We start from the raw sequence: 17782 nt of genomic DNA, 5'->3' as shown, positions 1-17782 counted from the left end.
CAGGCGGCAGGTGACGGCCCTGCTCGAACCCGTGGGCGGAGAAGCTGGAGCCGGCCCTGTCGGCGGCGCTCGCGACCTACCAGGTGCCTCAGGAACTGGCCCAGGCCAGCATGCTCCAGCTCTGCCGTGACCTGCACCGGCTGAACATCCTGGCCACCTAGCGCCTCTATGAGGACCGCTAGTTCTCCTTCTTCTGGCGGTCGTTGTCACTCCAGATCAGCAGGGCGACTCCGGCCGCCGCGATCGCCAGGTAGACGGGGGTCGGGACGTCGAACCGCCTGCTCAGGATGCCCCAGTCGGTGTCGAAGAAGACCCGCCCCACAAAGCCACCCAAACCCTGGATGGCCATGACCACTCCCAGAAATCCCCTCATGCCTCCACCATGGCGAGTCGGTGGAGGCACGGGCATCGAACCTAGGACGACGGCAGGGCCTACTAAAGTTCAGCGTGGTCTGTTGTGGAATCCCGGGCGTTCAATCACGCCCGGGAGGAAGCGGCGGCGCGGGAGGTCCGTCAAGGGCAGGGCGGTGCAGTGGCGGCGACGTTCAGGGAGCGGCTCAGTCTGGGTGTTTCTGGTTGTCGATGTACTCCTTGATGATCGTGAGTGGTGCGCCTCCGCAGGAGGCGGCGAAGTAGGAGGGGGACCAGAAGCGCCCGCCCTGCAGAAACTTGCCGATGTGGGCCGGGTGCTCCTTGCGCAGCAGCCGCGTCGAGACGCCCTTGAGGCTGTTCACCAGCGTCGACAGGGCCACTTTCGGCGGGTAGTGAACGAGCAGGTGCACGTGATCGGAATCTCCGTTGAACTCGACCAGCTCGGCCCCGAAGCTGTCACAGACCTCGATCATGATGTCTGCGCAGCGGGCGAGGATCTCGTCGGTGAACACACCACGCCGGTCCTTCGGCATGAAGACCAAATGCGCATGCAGGCTATATACGACGCTACGGCCCCGTCTGATATCGGGATTCGGTTCCCAGCGCGGTGACATACGCCAAATGATAATGTGTTCGATGTGAGGCTGGTGGTGCAGGTGAAACTCCTGCCGACGCCTGAGCAGGAGGCGGCGCTGGAGGCGACCCTGCGCGCTTGTAACGATGCCGCCATGTGGGTCTCGACGCTCGCTCACGAGCAACGCGTGTTCGGCAACTATGACCTGCGTAAGCATGTCTACGGACAGATCAAGGACGAGTACGGGCTGGCGGCTCAGGCCGCGCAGCATGTCATCAAGAAGGTCACCGACGCTTATACGACGCTGAAGTCCAACATCCGTGCGGGGAACCTGGGCGCGCAAGGCTCCCGGCGGCGCGAGCGAGCCGAAGGCAAACCGATCGCGTTCCGCCCCCAGGCGGCGCAACCGTTCGATGACCGGTGCCTGTCGTGGCAGATGGGCGCCCAGACGGTGTCCATCTGGACCGTGACGGGGCGAATGAAGAGCATCGCGTTCACCGCCTCTGCCGATCAGCTCAAGACACTGGCCGCCTGGCGCAAGGGCGAATCCGACCTCGTGCACCGCGACGGCATGTGGTTCCTGATGGCCACCTGCGATCTCCCGGACCGGCCCGTGCGCACCCCGGATGGTTTCGTGGGTGTGGACCTGGGGATCGCCGACATCGCCACGACCAGCGATGGGGTCCACCACTCGGGCAAGGGGCTGAACGCGGTCCGGCACCGCCACCGGGAGTTGCGCCGCCGGTTGCAGGCCAAGAAGACCAAGTCCGCCAAGCGGCTGTTGAAGAGACGCCGCCGTAAAGAGGCGCGGTTCGCCGCGAACACCAACCACGCCATTGCCAAGCAGATCGTGACCGAGGCAGAACGCACCGGACAAGGCATCGCGCTCGAAGATCTGAGCGGGATCCGCGACCGGGTACGGCTCCGTAAGCCCCAGCGGGTCACGCTGCACTCGTGGAGTTTTCATCAGCTCGGCGGGTTCGTCGCCTACAAAGCGGCCCGCGCCGGGATCGCACTCGTTTATGTTGATCCGGCTTTTACCTCACAGCAGTGCTCGCGCTGCGGGCATGTGGACAAGAAGAACCGGCCCGACCAGGAAACCTTCCTCTGCACGTCGTGCGGCTTCGCTGAGCACGCCGACGTCAACGCAGCCCGCAACATCGCCTCGCGCGGTGTTGCGGGCTGGGCAGTGAGTCACGCTGTCGACGACGCGGCCTGAACCGTCGAATCCATCGACGGCGAGGAGCTGCAAGCTTGGTCGCTACGGCCGAGAAGCTGACGCCGTCATGGGTAGAGGCCGCGCATCTGGTGGGCCTCCGCGACCCGGCCGACGCCGATGACGTGCGCCGCCTGCCGCAGCGTGAGGTCGCGGGCCGCAGCCAGCGACCGCACCTCGGCGTAGGCGCCCTCCATCAGGTCGCGCAGCTTCAGCTCCACCTCGTCGCCGCTCCACGAGTAGGCCTGCATGTTCTGCACCCACTCCAGGTACGACACGATCACCCCGCCGGCGTTGGCCAGGATGTCGGGCACCACGATCGTGCCGTTGGCGGCCAGGATCTCGTCCGCCTCCGGCGTGGTGGGCCCGTTGGCGCCCTCCACGATCAGGCGGGCGCGGATCCGCGGCGCGTTCTCGGCGGTGATCGCGCCCTCCAGGGCCGCGGGCACCAGCACGTCCACGTCCAGCTCGAACAGTTCGGTGTGGTCCAGCGCGTCGGCGTGGCGGTAGCCGGCCACACCGCCCGACTCGGCGGCCCAGGCGCGCAGGTCGGCGATGTCGAGCCCGCCGGCCGCGTACACCGCGCCCGTCGCGTCGGACACGGCGACCACCGTGCAGCCCGCGTCGGAGAGGTACTGGGCGGCCGGGGCACCCACCTTGCCGAAGCCCTGCACGGCCACCGTCACGCCTTCGGGCGAGCGGCCGAGCGCGCACATGGCGGCGATCTGGACGCCGCGCGAGGTCGCGCCGGACCGGCCGAGTGAGCCGCCCAGCATCAGCGGCTTGCCGGTGACCACACCGGGCACCGCGTAGCCGGTGTTGACGCTGTAGGTGTCCATGACCCAGGCCATGGTCTGCTCGTCGGTGCCGACGTCGGGCGCCGGGATGTCCTTCTCCGGGCCGATCATCGGCAGGATCTCGTTGACGTAGCGCCGGGTCACCCGCTCCAGCTCACGCTGGGTGAGCACGGCCGGGTCCACGGCCACGCCGCCCTTGGCGCCGCCGTACGGGATGCCGACCAGTGCGCACTTCCACGTCATCCACATCGCGAGCGCGGTGACCTCGTGGATGTCGGTATGGGGATGAAAGCGGAGGCCGCCCTTGGCGGGGCCGCGTGAGACGTTGTGCTGAACCCGGAAGCCCTGCACGACGTCCATGCGCCCGTCCTCGCGGCGCACGGGGACCGAGACGGTCAGCGAGCGGCGCGGCGTGGCGAGCATCGTGCGGAGCCCGGCGTCGAGCCGGAGATGTTCGGCGGCCTGGTCCAGTTGGTGGAGGGCCGAATCGAGGGCCTGGCGGCCGGGTGTGATCAGGGCCGGCGTCCTTGACGGCACCATGACGGTCATGGAAGGGATTCCTCCTGTTGTCTACGCCCGGAACGTGGGGCGAGGCGCCATTGCCTGCCTTGTTTGGGCGTTCGTGTCGTGATCATCCTAGAGCGCGGCGTTTATTGCTGCCTAGGGTTTTCGGGTTTGCCGTATCCCAGGTGATCTGCTGTCATCAATTACATGCGTTGATCGTGGTGCTGCAAACGTGCCACTCTGGCAGGCTTGCCACTACATGTGTGCCGAACTGTCGAATTTGGGGGACTGATGCCCGCTCTGGTCGTCGGGCCCATGCTGCGCTACGTCGATTCCGCCAGCGCCTCGATCTGGGTGGAGACCGGCACGCCAGGCTTGGTCACCGTGGAGGCCGCGGGCCGGGTCTTCTCCTCGTCCACCTTCACCGTCCATGGACACCACTACGCGATCGTCGATCTGCTCGAGCTGACGGAGAGCGTCGACTCGTACGTGGTCAAGATAGGGGAAGAGCAGGTCTGGCCGCTCGAAGGTTGGCCCCCCAGCCGCATCAGACTGTTCCCGGCGGAGGGGCCGAGCCGGGTGGCGTTCGGCTCCTGCCGCACCAGCGTGCCCCACGACACCACATACGTCCTGACTCACGGCGAGGACGTGCTGCGCTCCTACGGCTCACACCTCAAGGACGCGGACGCCGGGGAGTGGCCGGACCTGCTGCTGCTCCTCGGCGACCAGGTCTACGCCGACAGCCCGTCACCCGAGATGCTGGAGTTCATCGCCGCGCGCAGGGACAGCGAGCCGCAGAAGGAGATCGCCGACTTCGAGGAGTACGCCGAGCTCTACCGGCTGGCCTGGACCGAGCCGGAGATCCGCTGGGTGCTCTCCACCGTGCCCACCGCGATGATCTTCGATGACCACGACCTGCGCGATGACTGGAACACCTCCCAGACCTGGCGCGAGCAGATGGCCGCGACCTCCTGGTGGAAGCGCCGGGTGATCTCCGGGCTCGGCGCCTACTGGGTCTACCAGCACCTCGGCAACCTGTCGCCGGCCGAGCGGGCGGACGACGCGCTGCTGGCGACCCTGCTGAAGGGCGGGGACGGCGAGGCGCTCGACGCCTTCGCCGAACGGGCCGACGCCGAGCCCAGCAGCAACCGGTGGAGCTACTCCCGCGAGCTCGGCGGCACCCGCCTGATCATGATCGATACCCGGTGCGCCAGGCAGCTCACCCCGGCCGACCGGCGGATGCTCGACCCGGTCGAGTGGGCCTGGCTGGAGGAGGAGGTCGCCAAGCCCGCCGAACGGCTGGTCATCGGCTCGTCGATCCCGTTCCTGCTGCCAGAGGGTGTCCACTTCGTCCAGAACTGGAACGAGGCGCTCTGCGCCGGCAAGTGGGGCAAGACCGTCGCGCGGCTCTCGGAGCGGTTCCGGCAGGCGATCGACCTCGAGCACTGGGCGGCCTTCCGCCGCTCCTTCGAGGACCTGGCCCGGCTGCTGGTCCAGATCGGCAAGCCGGTGCTGATGCTCTCCGGCGACGTGCACTACTCCTACCTGGCCAAGGTCGACGGCCGGCCGATCTACCAGGTCGTCTGCTCGCCGATCCGCAACCCGCTCAGCCCGGTGCTGCGCTGGGCCAACGTGTTCAGCCAGTTCGGCCTGGCCACGCTGGTCGGCGGCCTGCTGGCGCGGCTGGCCCGCATTCCGCGCCCGCCGTTCCGCTGGGAGGTCATCGCCGGGCCGTGGTTCCAGAACGCCGTGGCCACGCTGACCCTGCCCGGCGAACTGGACTGGTACGAATCCTCCGGCAGCACCGTCAAGCGCATCGATTCTGTACGACTTCCGTGAAAACGGTTATCGTTGGCTTTTGTGTACCATGACCACTACTCTGTTGCCGTCCCCTTCTATGACCTTTGGCATGAGGATGGGCATGTCCCGGAGATCCGCCGGCTCCTCCCACCGCTGCTCAAGGACGTCCGCCGGAGCGTCATGGAGATCGGCGCCGGCACCGGCCTGATCACCGAGCTGATCGCGTGGGAGACCCCGGCGGAGATCTACGCCGTCGAACCGTCTCTCGGCATGCGGTCGGTCCTGGTCTCCCGCCTGGCCGAGCGCGCCGATCTGCTGTCCCGGGTGACCGTCCTGCCCTGCGGCGCGCTCGACGTGGACGTGGACGAGCCGGTCGAGGCCATCGTGATGATCTCGGTCCTGCACGCCTTCGACACGGCCGAGCGGGAGCGGCTGTGGGCGGTCCTGGCCAGGCAGCTCGAACCCGGCGGGCTGCTGGTGTTCAACCATCGCGAACCGCCCCCTCGAATCCCGGGTGAGCTTGAGCGGATGGGCTCGTACCAGGTCGGCAGGCACACGTACGAGATCTGGGGACAGGTGCTGGAGGCGGCGGGCGAGACCGTCAGGGCGCGCTTCCTCTACCAGATCAGGCAGCGTGGGGTGCTGATCAGCGAGGACGAGGTCGTCAGCGTCAGTCATCGGCCCGGCAGGGGGCGGCTGGACGCCGAGCTCGACGCGGCCGGCTTCACGGCCGAGCGGGATGCGGACGGCCTCCTGGCGTGGCGGCTGGTGGGAAATAGCGTGAAATAGGTGGAACCGGTGTCCCGCGTGCGGTCAACAACAGGGTGACCGCATGAGAGAGGACCGGCACGTGGTGGGTGTTCAGGAGTTACCTGAAACGCTGGACGACTCGGCGCTGATCGCGCAATCGGTGAGTGATCCGGAACGTTTCGCGGCGCTGTTCGACCGGCATGCCGAAGAGATCCACCGGTACGCCGCCAGGCGCCTCGGCTCGGAGCCGGCCGAAGACGTGACAGGCGAGGTGTTCCTCGTCGCCTTCCGCGCCCGGGCGCGCTACGACCGCTCGTGGCCGGACGCCAGGCCCTGGCTGTACGGCATCGCCACCAAGGTCGTCGCCCAGCATCGCCGGGCGGAGCGGCGGCGCATCCACGCGATGTCCAAGGTGAGCGTGGAGCGGCCGGGCTCGTTCGACGACCGCAGCGCGGACCGGGTCACCGCCGAGCAGCTCCAGCCCAGGCTGGCGCGGGCGCTGACCCGGCTCAGCGCGGCGGAGCGCGACCTGCTGCTCCTGGTGGCGTGGGCGGACCTGACATACGAGGACGCGGCGCTCGCGCTCGGCGTGCCGGTGGGCACGGTCCGGTCCAGGCTGCATCGGCTCCGCGTCAAGGTACGCAGGGCTCTCGGCGGCATCGATCCCTTCGCAGAGGAGCCCCAGGATGGATGACGAGATTCGGACGTTCGCGGACGGGCGGCCGGCCGCTCCGCCGTATCCGGAAGAGGCCCGCGCCAAGGCGCGCGAACGGTTGCTGCGCGAGGCCCGCGAGGGACGTGGGTTCCGCTTTCCGAAGCTGGGCTGGCAGGCCGTAACCGCGTTCGGGGTGACGGTCGCTCTCGTCGGGGGCGTGGCCGTGGCCCTGTCGGCGCGGCAGCCGAACCTGGGGGTGGCCGCCTCGGCCACCCAGTCGGCGGCCGTGTCGGCGGATGAGCTGCGGCCCAGGCCCGGCCAGTTCATCCTGGTCGAGACCAAGGGCATGATCAGCTCGACCTCGGCGGGCAGCAGTGGCGCGGTCCGTTTCCTGTCCGGGACGCACCGGAAGATCTGGCAATCGGTCGACGCCCGCGCGGACGGCCTGCTGCTGATGGAAGGGCAGGATCCGCCGCTGCCCAAGGAGAGGCCCGAGCGGACGCCCGCACAATGGGCGCGGCTCCCCTCCTGCCCCGACCAGCTCGGGCGCTTCCGGGTCGACTACGCCTACCTGAGCACGCTGCCCCCTGACCCGGCGAGGATGCGCGACCTGCTCTACAAACGGGAGTCCGGTGGCAAGAGGGGCGCCGACGAGGTGGCGTTCACCGCGGTGGGTGACCTGATCAGGGAGACGTACATGCCCAGGGCGCAGCGTGACGCGCTGTTCGAGGCCGCCAAGTCGATCCCGGGGGTACAGGTGGCCGAGGGGGTCAAGGACTTCGTCGGGCGCGAGGGGGTGGCGCTGGGCAGGGTGTCCGCGGGGATCCTGGAGCAGTTGGTCTTCGATCGGGACACACACGTGCTGCTCGGGGAACACCGCACGGTCGTGGACGCCGAAGCCGGCGGCGCGCCGGCGGACAGTATGCTCACCACGACGGCTCAGGTGAAGGTGAGCGTCGTGGACCGGCTGCCGGAGCCGACGGGCACGGTGATCGAGTCCGCCGGCTGCGCTCCGCAGCCCACCGCGACCCTCGAGCCCACCGATCAGCCGACCGACCCGCCCACGGACCAATCCGCCGATCCATCGACCGAGCAGCCCACGGACCAGCCGACCGATAGCGGCCCCGCGGAGGATCCGTCGCTCACCGACCCTCCGGCGTTGCCCAGCGACCTGCCGGAGGACCCGGCCACGGGCCCCGCCGACATCACCGCCACCGCGCAACCGGCACCGATCGGCAGCGGCCCTGGATCCTAGGGCTTGGCGCTCTGGACGATGCGGGTGGCTTCGGCGCGTTCCTTGTCGAGTGTCTGGCGGACCTGGTCGAAGTCGGCGGGGTGCTGTTTCATGGCGGCATTCTGGAGTTTCTCCTCCGCGCCGCGCCAGACCTCGACGAGGCCCGTCTCTTTCTTGCACGCGACGTCGGCGACCGCGGTGGCCGTTTCGGCTTTCGCCGAACCCGGGTCCTTCCACCGGTCGTCGGCGGCGGCCGCCAAGGGGTCGGCGTACTCCTTCTGGCCGCGGGCGCGCATACACGACCGCCACTTGTCGAAAGCTGCCCGGACGTGGAGGTCCTTCGTCCGGGTCTGTTCGAAGATCTCCCGCTCCAGGCGCGTCAGAAGGGGCGAATCGGTGCCGTCGACGTAGACCCGGCCCATGCTGTCATCAAGGCAGGTGTTCGCCGCCGATCGTTCGGCCGCGTCGCGGTAGCCACCGCGCGCCCGGTCCGCCCGGTCTCGTTCTTTCTCGACGGAGGTGAGCGGGGCGTGATAGCCCATCCGCGTGGCGACCAAGGGCTCTATGACCCCGTACCGGCGGCGGTTGGGTGCCTCGAGCACAGTGAGCGCGGGCAGAGCCGGGCGGCTGTACCCCTTCTTCTGGAGGCACTGGCCGGCGAGAACGTCCGTTGCCCGCTCGACGCGTTCGATGTCCGTCTCGGTCCGCTTGTAGGCGTCGAACGGCAGGTGCAGCGCCTGCGCTTCGGCGGACGGGTCGATGACGGGCCGCTCGGGGGCGGTCGAGGGGGCGGGAGCCGCGCACGCGGCGGTGGATACCAGCACCAGCGCCAGGCAGCCCCACGCCCACCGACCGGCGATCAGCCTACGTCGCAGGGGACTTTCCTGAACCAGAGGGATTCGACGGTGTTGTCGAAGCCGTTGTTGGTGAAGTCGCTGTCGTTGCTGCGCGGCGCCGCGTAGTACCTGACACCGGTCCGGTTGTCACCGCTGTAGAGGTCGATACCCGAGTAGGACGCGTTCGCCATCGAGCTCGCCTCGTTCTCGAGAGCGCCCAGGTCGTCCCGTAGCTGGGTGGAACACGTGATGTCCTTACGCGCGCCCTGATAGTCGTCGTGCTCCCAGAACGTGATGAGGTTCCTGCTGGCCATCGTCGCTTCGGCCGGGCTGACGGTGAGCACGGAGAACGACGTGACGAGCGCGATTCCCGCGGCTGCGAGTTTCTTCATGTGCCCTCTTCTATGGATAGGCGGAGCCGGCCCGCCAGGAGACGCTGATCTTGGCAGGGGATCATACCTATCCAGGACGAAGTGGACGTGCCTTTCGGGGAGATCAAGTACGGCCCGCGCCACGGATGCGGATCCGTTGCGCGGGCCGTACGGGAAGCGGCCGGTTGTACCGCGTCTCTAGCGGAAGGAGGCGATGGTGTCGGCGAGCTGGTCGACCGCCCAGAGGAGATCCTCCTCGGAGATCACGATCGGCGGCGCCAGCCGGATCGTGGAGCCGTGGGTGTCCTTGGCCAGCACGCCGCGGGCCATCAGCCCCTTCGACACCTCGCGCCCGGTCGCCAGCGACGGGTCGATGTCGACGCCCGCCCACAGCCCGCGCCCGCGCACCGTGATCACGCCGTGGCCGATCAGCTCGCGCAGCCGCGCGTGCAGCACCTCGCCGAGCTCGGCGGCCCTGGACTGGTACTCGCCGGTGTTCAGCATCTCGATCACCGCGTTGCCGACCGCGCAGGCCAGCGGGTTGCCGCCGAAGGTGGAGCCGTGCTGGCCCGGCTTGATCACGCCGAGCACGTCCTCGTTCGCGGCGATCGCCGAGACCGGTACGACGCCGCCGCCGAGGGCCTTGCCCAGGACGTACATGTCGGGCACGACGCCCTCGTGGTCGCAGGCGAACGTCTTGCCGGTGCGGCCGAGACCCGACTGGATCTCGTCGGCGATCATCAGGATCCCCTCGGCGGTGCACAGCTCTCGCACCTGCGTGAGGTAGCCGTCCGGCGGCACCAGCACCCCGGCCTCGCCCTGGATGGGCTCGAACAGCACCGCCACCGTGTTGGCGTCGACGGCCTCCCTGATCGCCTCGACCGAGCCGTACTTCACGATCCGGAAGCCTGGGGTGTAGGGGCCGAAACCCTCGCGGGCGTCGGGGTCGGTGGAGAAGCTGACGATCGTGGTCGTCCGGCCGTGGAAGTTGTCCTCCATCACGATGATGTTGGCCTGCTCCGGCTGGACGCCCTTGACCTCGTAGCCCCACTTGCGAGCCACCTTGATGGCGGTCTCGACGGCCTCGGCGCCGGTGTTCATCGGCAGGATCATGTCCTTGCCGGTGAGGTCGCCGAGCCCGGCGCAGAACGTGGCGAACTGGTCGTGGTAGAACGCACGGCTGGTCAGCGTCAGGTTCTTGAGCTGCTCCTGCGCCGCCTCGATGATCTTCGGGTTGCCGTGCCCGAAGTTGAGCGAGGAGTAGCCGGCCAGGCAGTCGAGGTATCGCTTGCCCTCGACGTCGGTCACCCACGCGCCGTGGGCCTCGTGGATCACCACAGGCAGCGGGTGGTAGTTGTGCGCGCTACGGCGCTCACTCACTTCGATCAGGTCGGTGGTGGTGCTCATCTCAGTTCTCCCCCCGGATCTCCAGTGTGCAGCACTTGGGGCCGCCACCTGCCTTGCGCAACTCCGACAGGTCGACGGGAATCGGCTCGTAGCCGCGCCGCTTGAGCTCCAGTTGGAGGTCGCCCGCCTCGGCGTTGATCACCACGTGGGTGCCGTCGCTGACCGCGTTCAGCCCGAGCACCTCGGCGTCGGCGTCGGTCGCCAGCACGGCGTCCGGGAACAGCCGGGCCAGCACCGCGCGGCTGCCCTCGGAGAAGGCGGCCGGGTAGTAGGCGACGTTGCGGCCGTCGATCGGGAACAGCGCCGTGTCGAGGTGGTAGAAACGCGGGTCCACCAGCGTCAGCGAGATCACCGGGCGGCCGGTGAACTCCTGCGCCTCCTGGTGCGCCGACAGGTTCGTACGGAAGCCGGTGCCGGCCAGGATGACGTCGTCGAGCGTGAGGAAGTCGCCCTCGCCCTCGTTGACGTGGGACGGCTCCTTGACCGGGAAACCGTTCTCGGTGAACCAGCGCAGGTAGGCCGGGCCCTCGGCGGCGCGCTGCGGGTAGGCGAACCTGGCGCCGTAGACCCGCCCGCCGACGACCAGGGCGCCGTTCGCGGCGAACACCATGTCAGGCAGTCCCTCGACGGGATCGATGAGGCTGACCTGGTGCCCGAGGCTCTGGTAAACCGATCTGAGGCCCTCCCACTGCCGGATCGCGAGATCGCGGTCGGTGCCGGTCTCGGGATGCATCCACGGGTTGATCGCGTACTCGACCGTGAAGTATTCCGGGCGGCACATGAGGAAGTGCTTGGGCATGCAGGTCTCCGTCGGGGTCGTCGGGGGAGTGTCCCCGAAGGGGACGAAGACAGCATAAGAATTTATGTTTGCGCAGGCCAAGGGGTTGACATTGCATGTACGCGCGGGTCTGTTGCGACTTTCAGCCGACGACCTGCGTTCTGTTGCGCTCATCCGGTACGGGACCCGCGAACGGGTCAGATCCGGGCTCGGCGCGGCCGGGGAGAGGGGCGTCGGGCACGGCTCCCGGCGGCAGGTCGACGAGCCGGGACAGCACGATCGAGCTCTTGGTCCGCACCACGAACGCCTCCGCGGCCAGTCGCTCGATCACCCGCTCCACATGGCGCACATCGGTGGCCCGGATGTGCACCAGCGCGTCGGCCTCACCGGTGATCGTGGCCGCCGCGACGACCTCCGGGCACTTGGCCACGGCCAGCGCGATGTCCGAGGGCTTCGTCTTGCCCTGGCAGAACAGCTCGACGTACGCCTCGGTGGTCCAGCCGAGCGCCTGCGGCGCCACCCGGGCGCTGAACCCGGTGATCGCACCGGCCTCGCGCAGCCGGTCGACCCGGCGTTTCACGGCCGACGCGCTCAGCCCGACCCGGTGCCCGATCTCCGCATAGGTCTGGCGGGCGTCGTCGACGAGCGCCGCGATGATGTCACGATCCAGCCGGTCCAGTTCCACGCGCCCTGTATACAGCCTGGCCAGGCTGGCGCGCGACGAGCACGCCAGGGGAGACTGAGCGTTCGATCTTTGACCGGAGGATGCTGGACCCGTGAGCAGAGCAGCTTTTCCCGAGAATTTCGTCTGGGGAGTTTCGACGTCCGCCTACCAAATTGAGGGCGCGAACGTGGCCGACGGCCGCGGCCCGTCCATCTGGGACACCTTTCTGGATTCGCAGACCGCCTGCGATCATTATCATCGATATGCCGAAGACGTCGGCCTGCTGAAAGACCTGGGCGTGACCGCCTACCGTTTCTCGGTCAGCTGGCCGAGGGTGGTTCCCGGCGGCTCGGGACGGGTCAACGCCGCCGGACTCGATTTCTACGAGCAGCTCGTCGACGAGCTGCTCGGCGCGGGCATAACGCCTTACGCGACGCTTTACCACTGGGATCTGCCGCAGGCGCTGGAGGACAAGGGCGGCTGGGCCGTCCGCGACACGGCCGGCCATTTCGCCGACTACGCGCGGGCCGTGCACGACCGGCTGGGTGACCGCGTCGACACCTGGTTCACGGTCAACGAGCCGTGGGTGTCGGCCTTTCTCGGTTACGGCTCCGGCATTCACGCGCCGGGCCGCAGCTCGCCGGCCGACGCCTTCAGAAGCGCGCACCACCTGCTGCTCGCCCACGGACTGGCGACCGGCGAGCTGCGCGCCGCGGGCGCCTCGAAGGTGGGCCTGATCCTCAACTTCTCGCCCGTCATGACACCCGGCCAGGTCGGCGACCTGTCGATGGAGCTGCCTGAGGAGGACACCGAGGCGGTGGCCAGGATCGACACGCTGATACACCGGCAGTTCCTGGAGCCGGTGCTGCGTGGCGCGTATCCCGCCGATCTGCTCCCGCTCGTCGAGCGCACCGCCGGCCTCGACCATATCCACGAAGGCGACCTGGCCGACATCTCCCGGCCCATCGACCTGATCGGCGTCAATTACTACGCGCCGACCGTGGTGCAGGCCCAGCCCAGTCAACCGGCCGATCCGGCGTATCCGGGAAGCGCCGGAATCCTCTTCTGCACGGTGCCCACGGCGGTGACGGCCATGGGCTGGCCCATTGTCCCGAACGCCCTCCCGCTGCTTCTCCGCCGCCTTTCCCGCGAATATCCCGACACCCAGCTGATGATCACCGAGAATGGCGCCGACTTCGTGGACGTGATCACCGGGGACGGGATTCACGACGTCGACAGAATCAATTTCATCGAGGAACACCTGCGGGCCCTCCGGGTCTCCATCGAGGAGGGCGCGCGGGTCAGCGGATATCTGCTCTGGTCGCTGCTCGACTGCATGGAATGGGCCGACGGTTATCAGCGCAAGTTCGGCCTCTACCACGTGGACTTCGCCACCCAGCGGCGGCGGCCGAAGGACAGCGCGTACTGGTACCGCGACGTCATCAAGCGCAACGGCCTGGGCGAGAGCCGCCCGAAACGGCCCACGCTGGAGACCGTGGCCGCCCGTGCCGGGGTCTCCAGGGCCACGGTGTCCCGGGTGGTCAACGGAGAGGCTGCCGTCAGCTCGGAGGTCCGCACGGCCGTGATGCGGGCCGTCCAGGAGCTGGGCTACGTCCCCAACGCGGCGGCCCGTAGCCTGGTCACCCGGCGTACGGACTCGATCGCGCTCGTCCTGTCCGTCCCCAGACCGGGCGGCGAGGCCCTGACGGCGGCCGTCGTCCAGTACGTCACCAGTGTCCTGGAAGGGGCGGGCAAGCGGATCACGCTCATGGTCGCCGACACGGCGGAGAGCCACCGCCGCATCGTCCAGCACGCCGAGGCCCGCCTGGTGGACGCCGTGATCCTCCTTCCGCCGTCCACGGACAGGACGGACACGCTGACCGAACGGCTGATCCGCACCGGCCTGCCCACAGTCCTGCTGGGCAAGCCCGCCATCGCCTCCCTCGTCCCCTACGTGGACGTCGACAATTCGGGCGGCGCGGCGGCGGTGACCGACCACCTCCTGTCGGCCGGCCGCCGCCACCTGGGCATCATCTGCGGCCCCCTGGACCTCGTCGCGACCCAGGACCGCCTGACAGGCCACCGGACCGCCCTCGAACGCGCCGGCCGCCACCCGTTGATCGCCACCGCGAACCTCACGATGCACGCGGGCGCGGCGGCGGCCCGGCAGCTCCTCGCGGACAACCCGCGCCTGGACGCGATCTTCGCCACCACCGACCACCTGGCGATCGGCGCGCTGCGGGCGGCGCGTGAGGCGGGCCGCCGGGTGCCGGACGATCTGGCGATCGCCGGCTTCGACGACATAGACGCCGCCTCCTGCACCACCCCGTCCCTCACCACGGTCCAGGCCCCGGTCGCCGACCAGGCCATGGCCCTGGCCAGGCTGCTCCTGTCGAGACTGGAAGGCAGGCACACCACCTCGGTCATCGTCCCGACCCGCCTCGTGGTGCGGGAATCCACGTAGCTCACCATGCCCGGGCGGTGAAAGCGACGCCTGCCCGGGCTCAGAACCCGCAAGTGATCACGAACCTCTCCCATGATCCGAGCCTTGTCGCATCGGTGTGGATCACATCCGTCGTACGCCCACCGGCACCGACAGCCGTGACGTAGTTCCCGCTGTTGAGCGTCTTGAGAACGCAGGTGTTCGGGGCGGCCAGAGCCGCGGCGGGCCGGGCAGGCTCAGGCCGGCACGAACCGTGCGGACAAATGCGGCAAATGGTTTCCGGTAATCCCCAACGTTAGGTATTTCTCTCCATCGCCGGTTCTCCCATTCTGAGAAGGCAAGACACGGCCCTCCCGACAGATGGGCCCAGGAGATTCCGCGACGGAAAAGGAGCCCCACCAATGTCGCAATTCACCACCGAAGAGCAGAATCAACTGGCCGCCTTCCTCCATGACCTCGATTCCGCGCCGAACCTGCAGGCGTCTGTCGGTGCCTCGCTGGAAAAGCCGTCGTCGTCCGGTCCGGGCGGCCTCGGCCAGCGTGTCGCCAGTGCCGCCGGGATCGGGCTACCGCCGCTGGCGGCCGATGGATCGATCATCGGTCCGTTTGATGCGCGGATCGGGTTCAGGGATGGTGTCGCCGTGGGCGGCTGGGCCAACCTGGCCCTGCACGACACCGGCTCGTACAACTTCAGCGGGCATTTCCATGTGTCCGGCGCGATCAGCTACGACACATCGTTCATCTGGGCGATCAGGGACTTTCTCGAGCCCAACCCCAACGTCTACACCTTCGCGCACACCGGGCGGGTGCACGGCACCTTCGAACCCGGTTCGCGGGACGACGACTGGGGGAAGTCCGAGATCCTGCCCGCTCTGCACGACGGCTGGGCCGACCTGAGCCGGCGTTGGGCCTGGCGCTGGGAGGCCAGGGTCAACGCCGATTTCGGGGTCTTCCTGGACGCCATCATCAAGGTGGTCGCCGCCGGCCAGGCGATCGGCAGGGTCATCTCGGTCGTGGCCTGACCCGGGTCGGAGAAGAACCAAGAATGCGTGTTCCGGCCGTCTGATCGGCTGTACCGGCAGGTGCACAATGGCGTGCGCCAGCGGTCGGGGGCCGGTACGGGCACCCGAGAACCCCGGCCATCGTGCCGGGGTTCTCGCTTGCTACTCCCCAAGCGCCTCGGCGAGATGGGGAAAGACTTTGGACACCTTCGCGAGGAGATAGTCCCCATAGGTGCCGCTGAACGCCCGTAGATCCTGCCCGTCCCAGCGCGCCCGCCCGCCCGGTGTGTACGGAAGCGGCGGCACCTCGCAGTCCCACCCGGGATCGAAGAAGAACGGATAGCTGAGGCGCTCATTCCCACTCAGATTGCGCACCCGGTGCGGAGTGGATCGATAGAGGCCCCCGGTCAGCTTGTCCAGCATGTCGCCGATGTTGCACACGAACGTGCCAGGCAGCGGCGGCGCGTCGATCCAGCCGCGCGTCGTGTGGACCTGGAGGCCGCTGTTGCCGTCCTGGAGGAGGAGGGTGAGCAGGCCGTAGTCGGTATGCTCCCCGACACCCCACGCGTCGGTCTCGTCCGGCTCTGCGGGCGGGTAATGAAATATCCGGAAAAGAATGGTCGGATCGGCGGTATAGCCGGCGCGGAAATAGTCCTCGCGCAAATCCAGGCTGAGCGCGATCCCCGACATCACCGCCTGGGCGACGCCGGTCATCGTGCCGAGATACTCCAGTACGGCCGCGCGCAGCTCCGGCACCTGCTCGGGGAACAGGTTCGGGCCGCGCAGCGGGAGGTCGCCCGCCGGTTCCTCGGCGCCGAAGTAGACGCCTTCCTTCTGGTCCGGGCGGCCCGAGGTCAGCTCGCCGCCGACCGGGAAGAAGCCGCGCCAGGCCCGGCCGCCGCGCTCCATCGAGATCTCGTTCTTCACCTCGACCGGCAGCTCGAAGAACCTCCTGGCGGCCGCGTCGAGGCGGCCGACGAGCTCGGGCGCGACCCCGTGGCCCGAGACGTAGAAGAAGCCGCTGTCCCGGCAGGCGGCGCCGATCCGCTCCGCGACGGCGGCCGTCTCCCGAGAGCCGGAGAGGAGCGGCGAGATGTCGATCACCGGCAATTCACTCACCACGCCATTGTTCCGCATATCCGGCGATTAACATCGAAAGACAGGACCGCGCTGGAGGCTGTATGCGCTTCACTCGCCGGCACGAGCATAACCACGGGCACGAATCCGACGAACCAGGACAGGTCACTCGCATCGCCCCCGCCGTCGCCTATGACGGAGACCTCTACCACCTGCCCGACTGGGCGCAGCGCCGCCGCGAGGAACGCGAGCTTGGCCGTGCCCACGCCACCGACGGCCAGATCGACACGCTCACCCTCGAAACCGGCAGCGTGCCGCGCTTCCACGAACTGGAGGACGAGCGCCTGGCCGAACTGGCCCAGATCGAGAACCTCACCGAGCGGGAGATCCAGCAGGCCCGCGCCGAGTTCGAGGCGCAGAAGATCAAGCTGACCGAGTCGCAGCGCGCGTTCGGCGAGATCCGCAAGGCGCTCGACGACAGCCAGCGCCGGGTCCGGGAGCTGGAACAGCCGAGCAGGCGCCCCGGCGACGGCCGCCCGAGCTCCATCGCGCTGTCCGGCAGCCGCTGGCCCGTCGTACGCCGCTGGCTGCCCGCCGCGCTGCTCCTGCTGCTTCTGCTGATCGTCGAGGTGCCCATCCTGTACCAGGTGATCCTGAACTGGGGCGACAGCGTGGCGATGACCGCCCTGCTCGCGGCGGGCGCCGCGTTGATCATGCTGGTCGCCCCGCACATGTACGGGAGGACGTTCCGGGCATGGCAGGAGAACGGCAGCCCCGCCAAGGGGCGCTGGCTGCTGATCGCCGTCGCGCTCGTCTGGCTCGGCCTGATCGTCGCCGTGGCCGTGCTCCGCCGGGAGGCCCTGGTCAGGCCGCTGATCGTCGACGGCCAGGAGATCGGCCCCACCTCCTCCGGCGTCGGCCTCCTGCCCACCATGATCCTGCTGCTCGCCCTGCTGGTCGCCACCGCGCTGATCGCCGCCGACCTGGGGCGCAGGATGCACAACCCCAACGACCGCCGGCTGCGCGAGCTACGCGCCAAGCGTGACGCCGAGGCCGTGGCCTGCGCCGCCGCCCAGGCCGACTACCAGCGAGACGCCGGTTACGCCGAGAGCATCGCCCAGTACCTGCAGGCGGTCGACCGGCGGCTGGCCAGCAGGACGCGGCAGCTCGACAGCGGCTTCGACAGCCTCGGCACCGCGTACCTGGGCGGCGTGGTCGAGGGGCTGCACGACCCGGAGGCGGCCAGCTGGGCCGAACGCATCGTGGCCAGACGCCGCGCCGCCGACACCCGCGGCGCCTGACC

At 68.8% G+C, this 17782-nt stretch carries 17 protein-coding genes; 8 read left to right on the top strand and 9 right to left on the bottom strand.

The window, feature by feature from the left end; genetic code table 11:
• Positions 1-178: 178 nt before the first annotated feature.
• Positions 179-373, bottom strand: coding sequence for a hypothetical protein (locus ACGFNP_RS38335; protein WP_358317539.1), 195 nt, complete (start codon positions 371-373; stop codon positions 179-181).
• A 184-nt stretch (positions 374-557) separates the two neighbouring features.
• Positions 558-986 carry an IS200/IS605 family transposase gene (gene tnpA / locus ACGFNP_RS38330; protein ID WP_358317541.1) on the bottom strand — a complete coding sequence of 143 codons (429 nt, stop codon included), beginning with the start codon at positions 984-986 and terminating at the stop codon, positions 558-560.
• Between the two features lie 24 nt (positions 987-1010).
• Here tnpA and ACGFNP_RS38325 point away from each other — a divergent pair, with 24 nt between their 5' ends.
• On the top strand, positions 1011-2165 hold the full coding sequence (locus ACGFNP_RS38325; protein WP_393327198.1) for an RNA-guided endonuclease InsQ/TnpB family protein: 1155 nt from the start codon (positions 1011-1013) through the stop codon (positions 2163-2165).
• A gap of 65 nt (positions 2166-2230) precedes the next feature.
• On the opposite strand, the gene ACGFNP_RS38320 is transcribed toward ACGFNP_RS38325, so the two are convergent.
• Complete coding sequence (locus ACGFNP_RS38320; RefSeq protein WP_393327195.1) at positions 2231-3508, bottom strand: Glu/Leu/Phe/Val dehydrogenase; 1278 nt, start codon at positions 3506-3508, stop codon at positions 2231-2233.
• A 246-nt stretch (positions 3509-3754) separates the two neighbouring features.
• Here ACGFNP_RS38320 and ACGFNP_RS38315 point away from each other — a divergent pair, with 246 nt between their 5' ends.
• The 4 genes from ACGFNP_RS38315 to ACGFNP_RS38300 are packed head-to-tail and all read left to right on the top strand — an operon-like array spanning position 3755 to position 7923.
• Positions 3755-5302: an alkaline phosphatase D family protein gene (locus ACGFNP_RS38315; RefSeq protein ID WP_358317547.1), complete on the top strand. Its 1548-nt coding sequence runs from the start codon at positions 3755-3757 to the stop codon at positions 5300-5302.
• 21 nt (positions 5303-5323) lie between these two features.
• Entirely contained in the window at positions 5324-6052 is a 729-nt protein-coding gene (locus ACGFNP_RS38310; RefSeq protein ID WP_393327192.1) for a class I SAM-dependent methyltransferase, read from the top strand.
• Positions 6053-6095: 43 nt separating this feature from the next.
• The gene (locus ACGFNP_RS38305) at positions 6096-6707 is read left to right on the top strand and encodes an RNA polymerase sigma factor (RefSeq protein ID WP_393327189.1); all 612 of its coding nucleotides are present in this window, start codon (positions 6096-6098) and stop codon (positions 6705-6707) included.
• The gene (locus ACGFNP_RS38300) at positions 6700-7923 is read left to right on the top strand and encodes a CU044_5270 family protein (protein ID WP_358317553.1); all 1224 of its coding nucleotides are present in this window, start codon (positions 6700-6702) and stop codon (positions 7921-7923) included. The genes ACGFNP_RS38305 and ACGFNP_RS38300 overlap by 8 nt, the downstream gene beginning before the upstream one ends.
• Here the strand turns inward: ACGFNP_RS38300 and ACGFNP_RS38295 are convergent.
• The 5 genes from ACGFNP_RS38295 to ACGFNP_RS38275 form a co-directional block, all read right to left on the bottom strand.
• The gene (locus ACGFNP_RS38295; protein WP_393327186.1) at positions 7920-8726 is read right to left on the bottom strand and encodes a hypothetical protein; all 807 of its coding nucleotides are present in this window, start codon (positions 8724-8726) and stop codon (positions 7920-7922) included. The two genes, ACGFNP_RS38300 and ACGFNP_RS38295, sit on opposite strands and share 4 nt — an antisense overlap.
• 35 nt (positions 8727-8761) lie before the next feature.
• Entirely contained in the window at positions 8762-9130 is a 369-nt protein-coding gene (locus ACGFNP_RS38290) for a hypothetical protein (RefSeq protein ID WP_358317557.1), read from the bottom strand.
• A gap of 177 nt (positions 9131-9307) precedes the next feature.
• Positions 9308-10516 carry an ornithine--oxo-acid transaminase gene (rocD, locus tag ACGFNP_RS38285; protein WP_393327183.1) on the bottom strand — a complete coding sequence of 403 codons (1209 nt, stop codon included), beginning with the start codon at positions 10514-10516 and terminating at the stop codon, positions 9308-9310.
• A gap of 1 nt (position 10517) precedes the next feature.
• The gene (gene ddaH / locus ACGFNP_RS38280; protein WP_393327518.1) at positions 10518-11381 is read right to left on the bottom strand and encodes a dimethylargininase; all 864 of its coding nucleotides are present in this window, start codon (positions 11379-11381) and stop codon (positions 10518-10520) included.
• 55 nt (positions 11382-11436) lie between these two features.
• Entirely contained in the window at positions 11437-11979 is a 543-nt protein-coding gene (locus ACGFNP_RS38275) for an Lrp/AsnC family transcriptional regulator (protein WP_393327180.1), read from the bottom strand.
• A 91-nt stretch (positions 11980-12070) separates the two neighbouring features.
• Here ACGFNP_RS38275 and ACGFNP_RS38270 point away from each other — a divergent pair, with 91 nt between their 5' ends.
• Together ACGFNP_RS38270 and ACGFNP_RS38265 are read left to right on the top strand one after the other, a co-directional pair.
• A complete protein-coding gene (locus ACGFNP_RS38270; protein ID WP_393327179.1) occupies positions 12071-14422 on the top strand; it encodes a GH1 family beta-glucosidase in 2352 nt (783 codons plus the stop codon).
• A gap of 380 nt (positions 14423-14802) precedes the next feature.
• The gene (locus ACGFNP_RS38265) at positions 14803-15423 is read left to right on the top strand and encodes a hypothetical protein (protein WP_393327177.1); all 621 of its coding nucleotides are present in this window, start codon (positions 14803-14805) and stop codon (positions 15421-15423) included.
• 141 nt (positions 15424-15564) lie between these two features.
• On the opposite strand, the gene ACGFNP_RS38260 is transcribed toward ACGFNP_RS38265, so the two are convergent.
• Positions 15565-16521 carry an isopenicillin N synthase family dioxygenase gene (locus tag ACGFNP_RS38260; protein ID WP_393327175.1) on the bottom strand — a complete coding sequence of 319 codons (957 nt, stop codon included), beginning with the start codon at positions 16519-16521 and terminating at the stop codon, positions 15565-15567.
• 62 nt (positions 16522-16583) lie between these two features.
• Between ACGFNP_RS38260 and ACGFNP_RS38255 the strand changes: the two genes are divergently transcribed.
• Positions 16584-17780: a hypothetical protein gene (locus tag ACGFNP_RS38255; protein ID WP_393327173.1), complete on the top strand. Its 1197-nt coding sequence runs from the start codon at positions 16584-16586 to the stop codon at positions 17778-17780.
• Positions 17781-17782: the final 2 nt, after the last annotated feature.

Source organism: Nonomuraea sp. NPDC049269 (genome assembly GCF_043197155.1).
Lineage (GTDB): Bacteria > Actinomycetota > Actinomycetes > Streptosporangiales > Streptosporangiaceae > Nonomuraea.
Note: the sequence above shows the minus strand (reverse complement) of the source record. Positions and strands in the feature narration are given on the sequence as shown.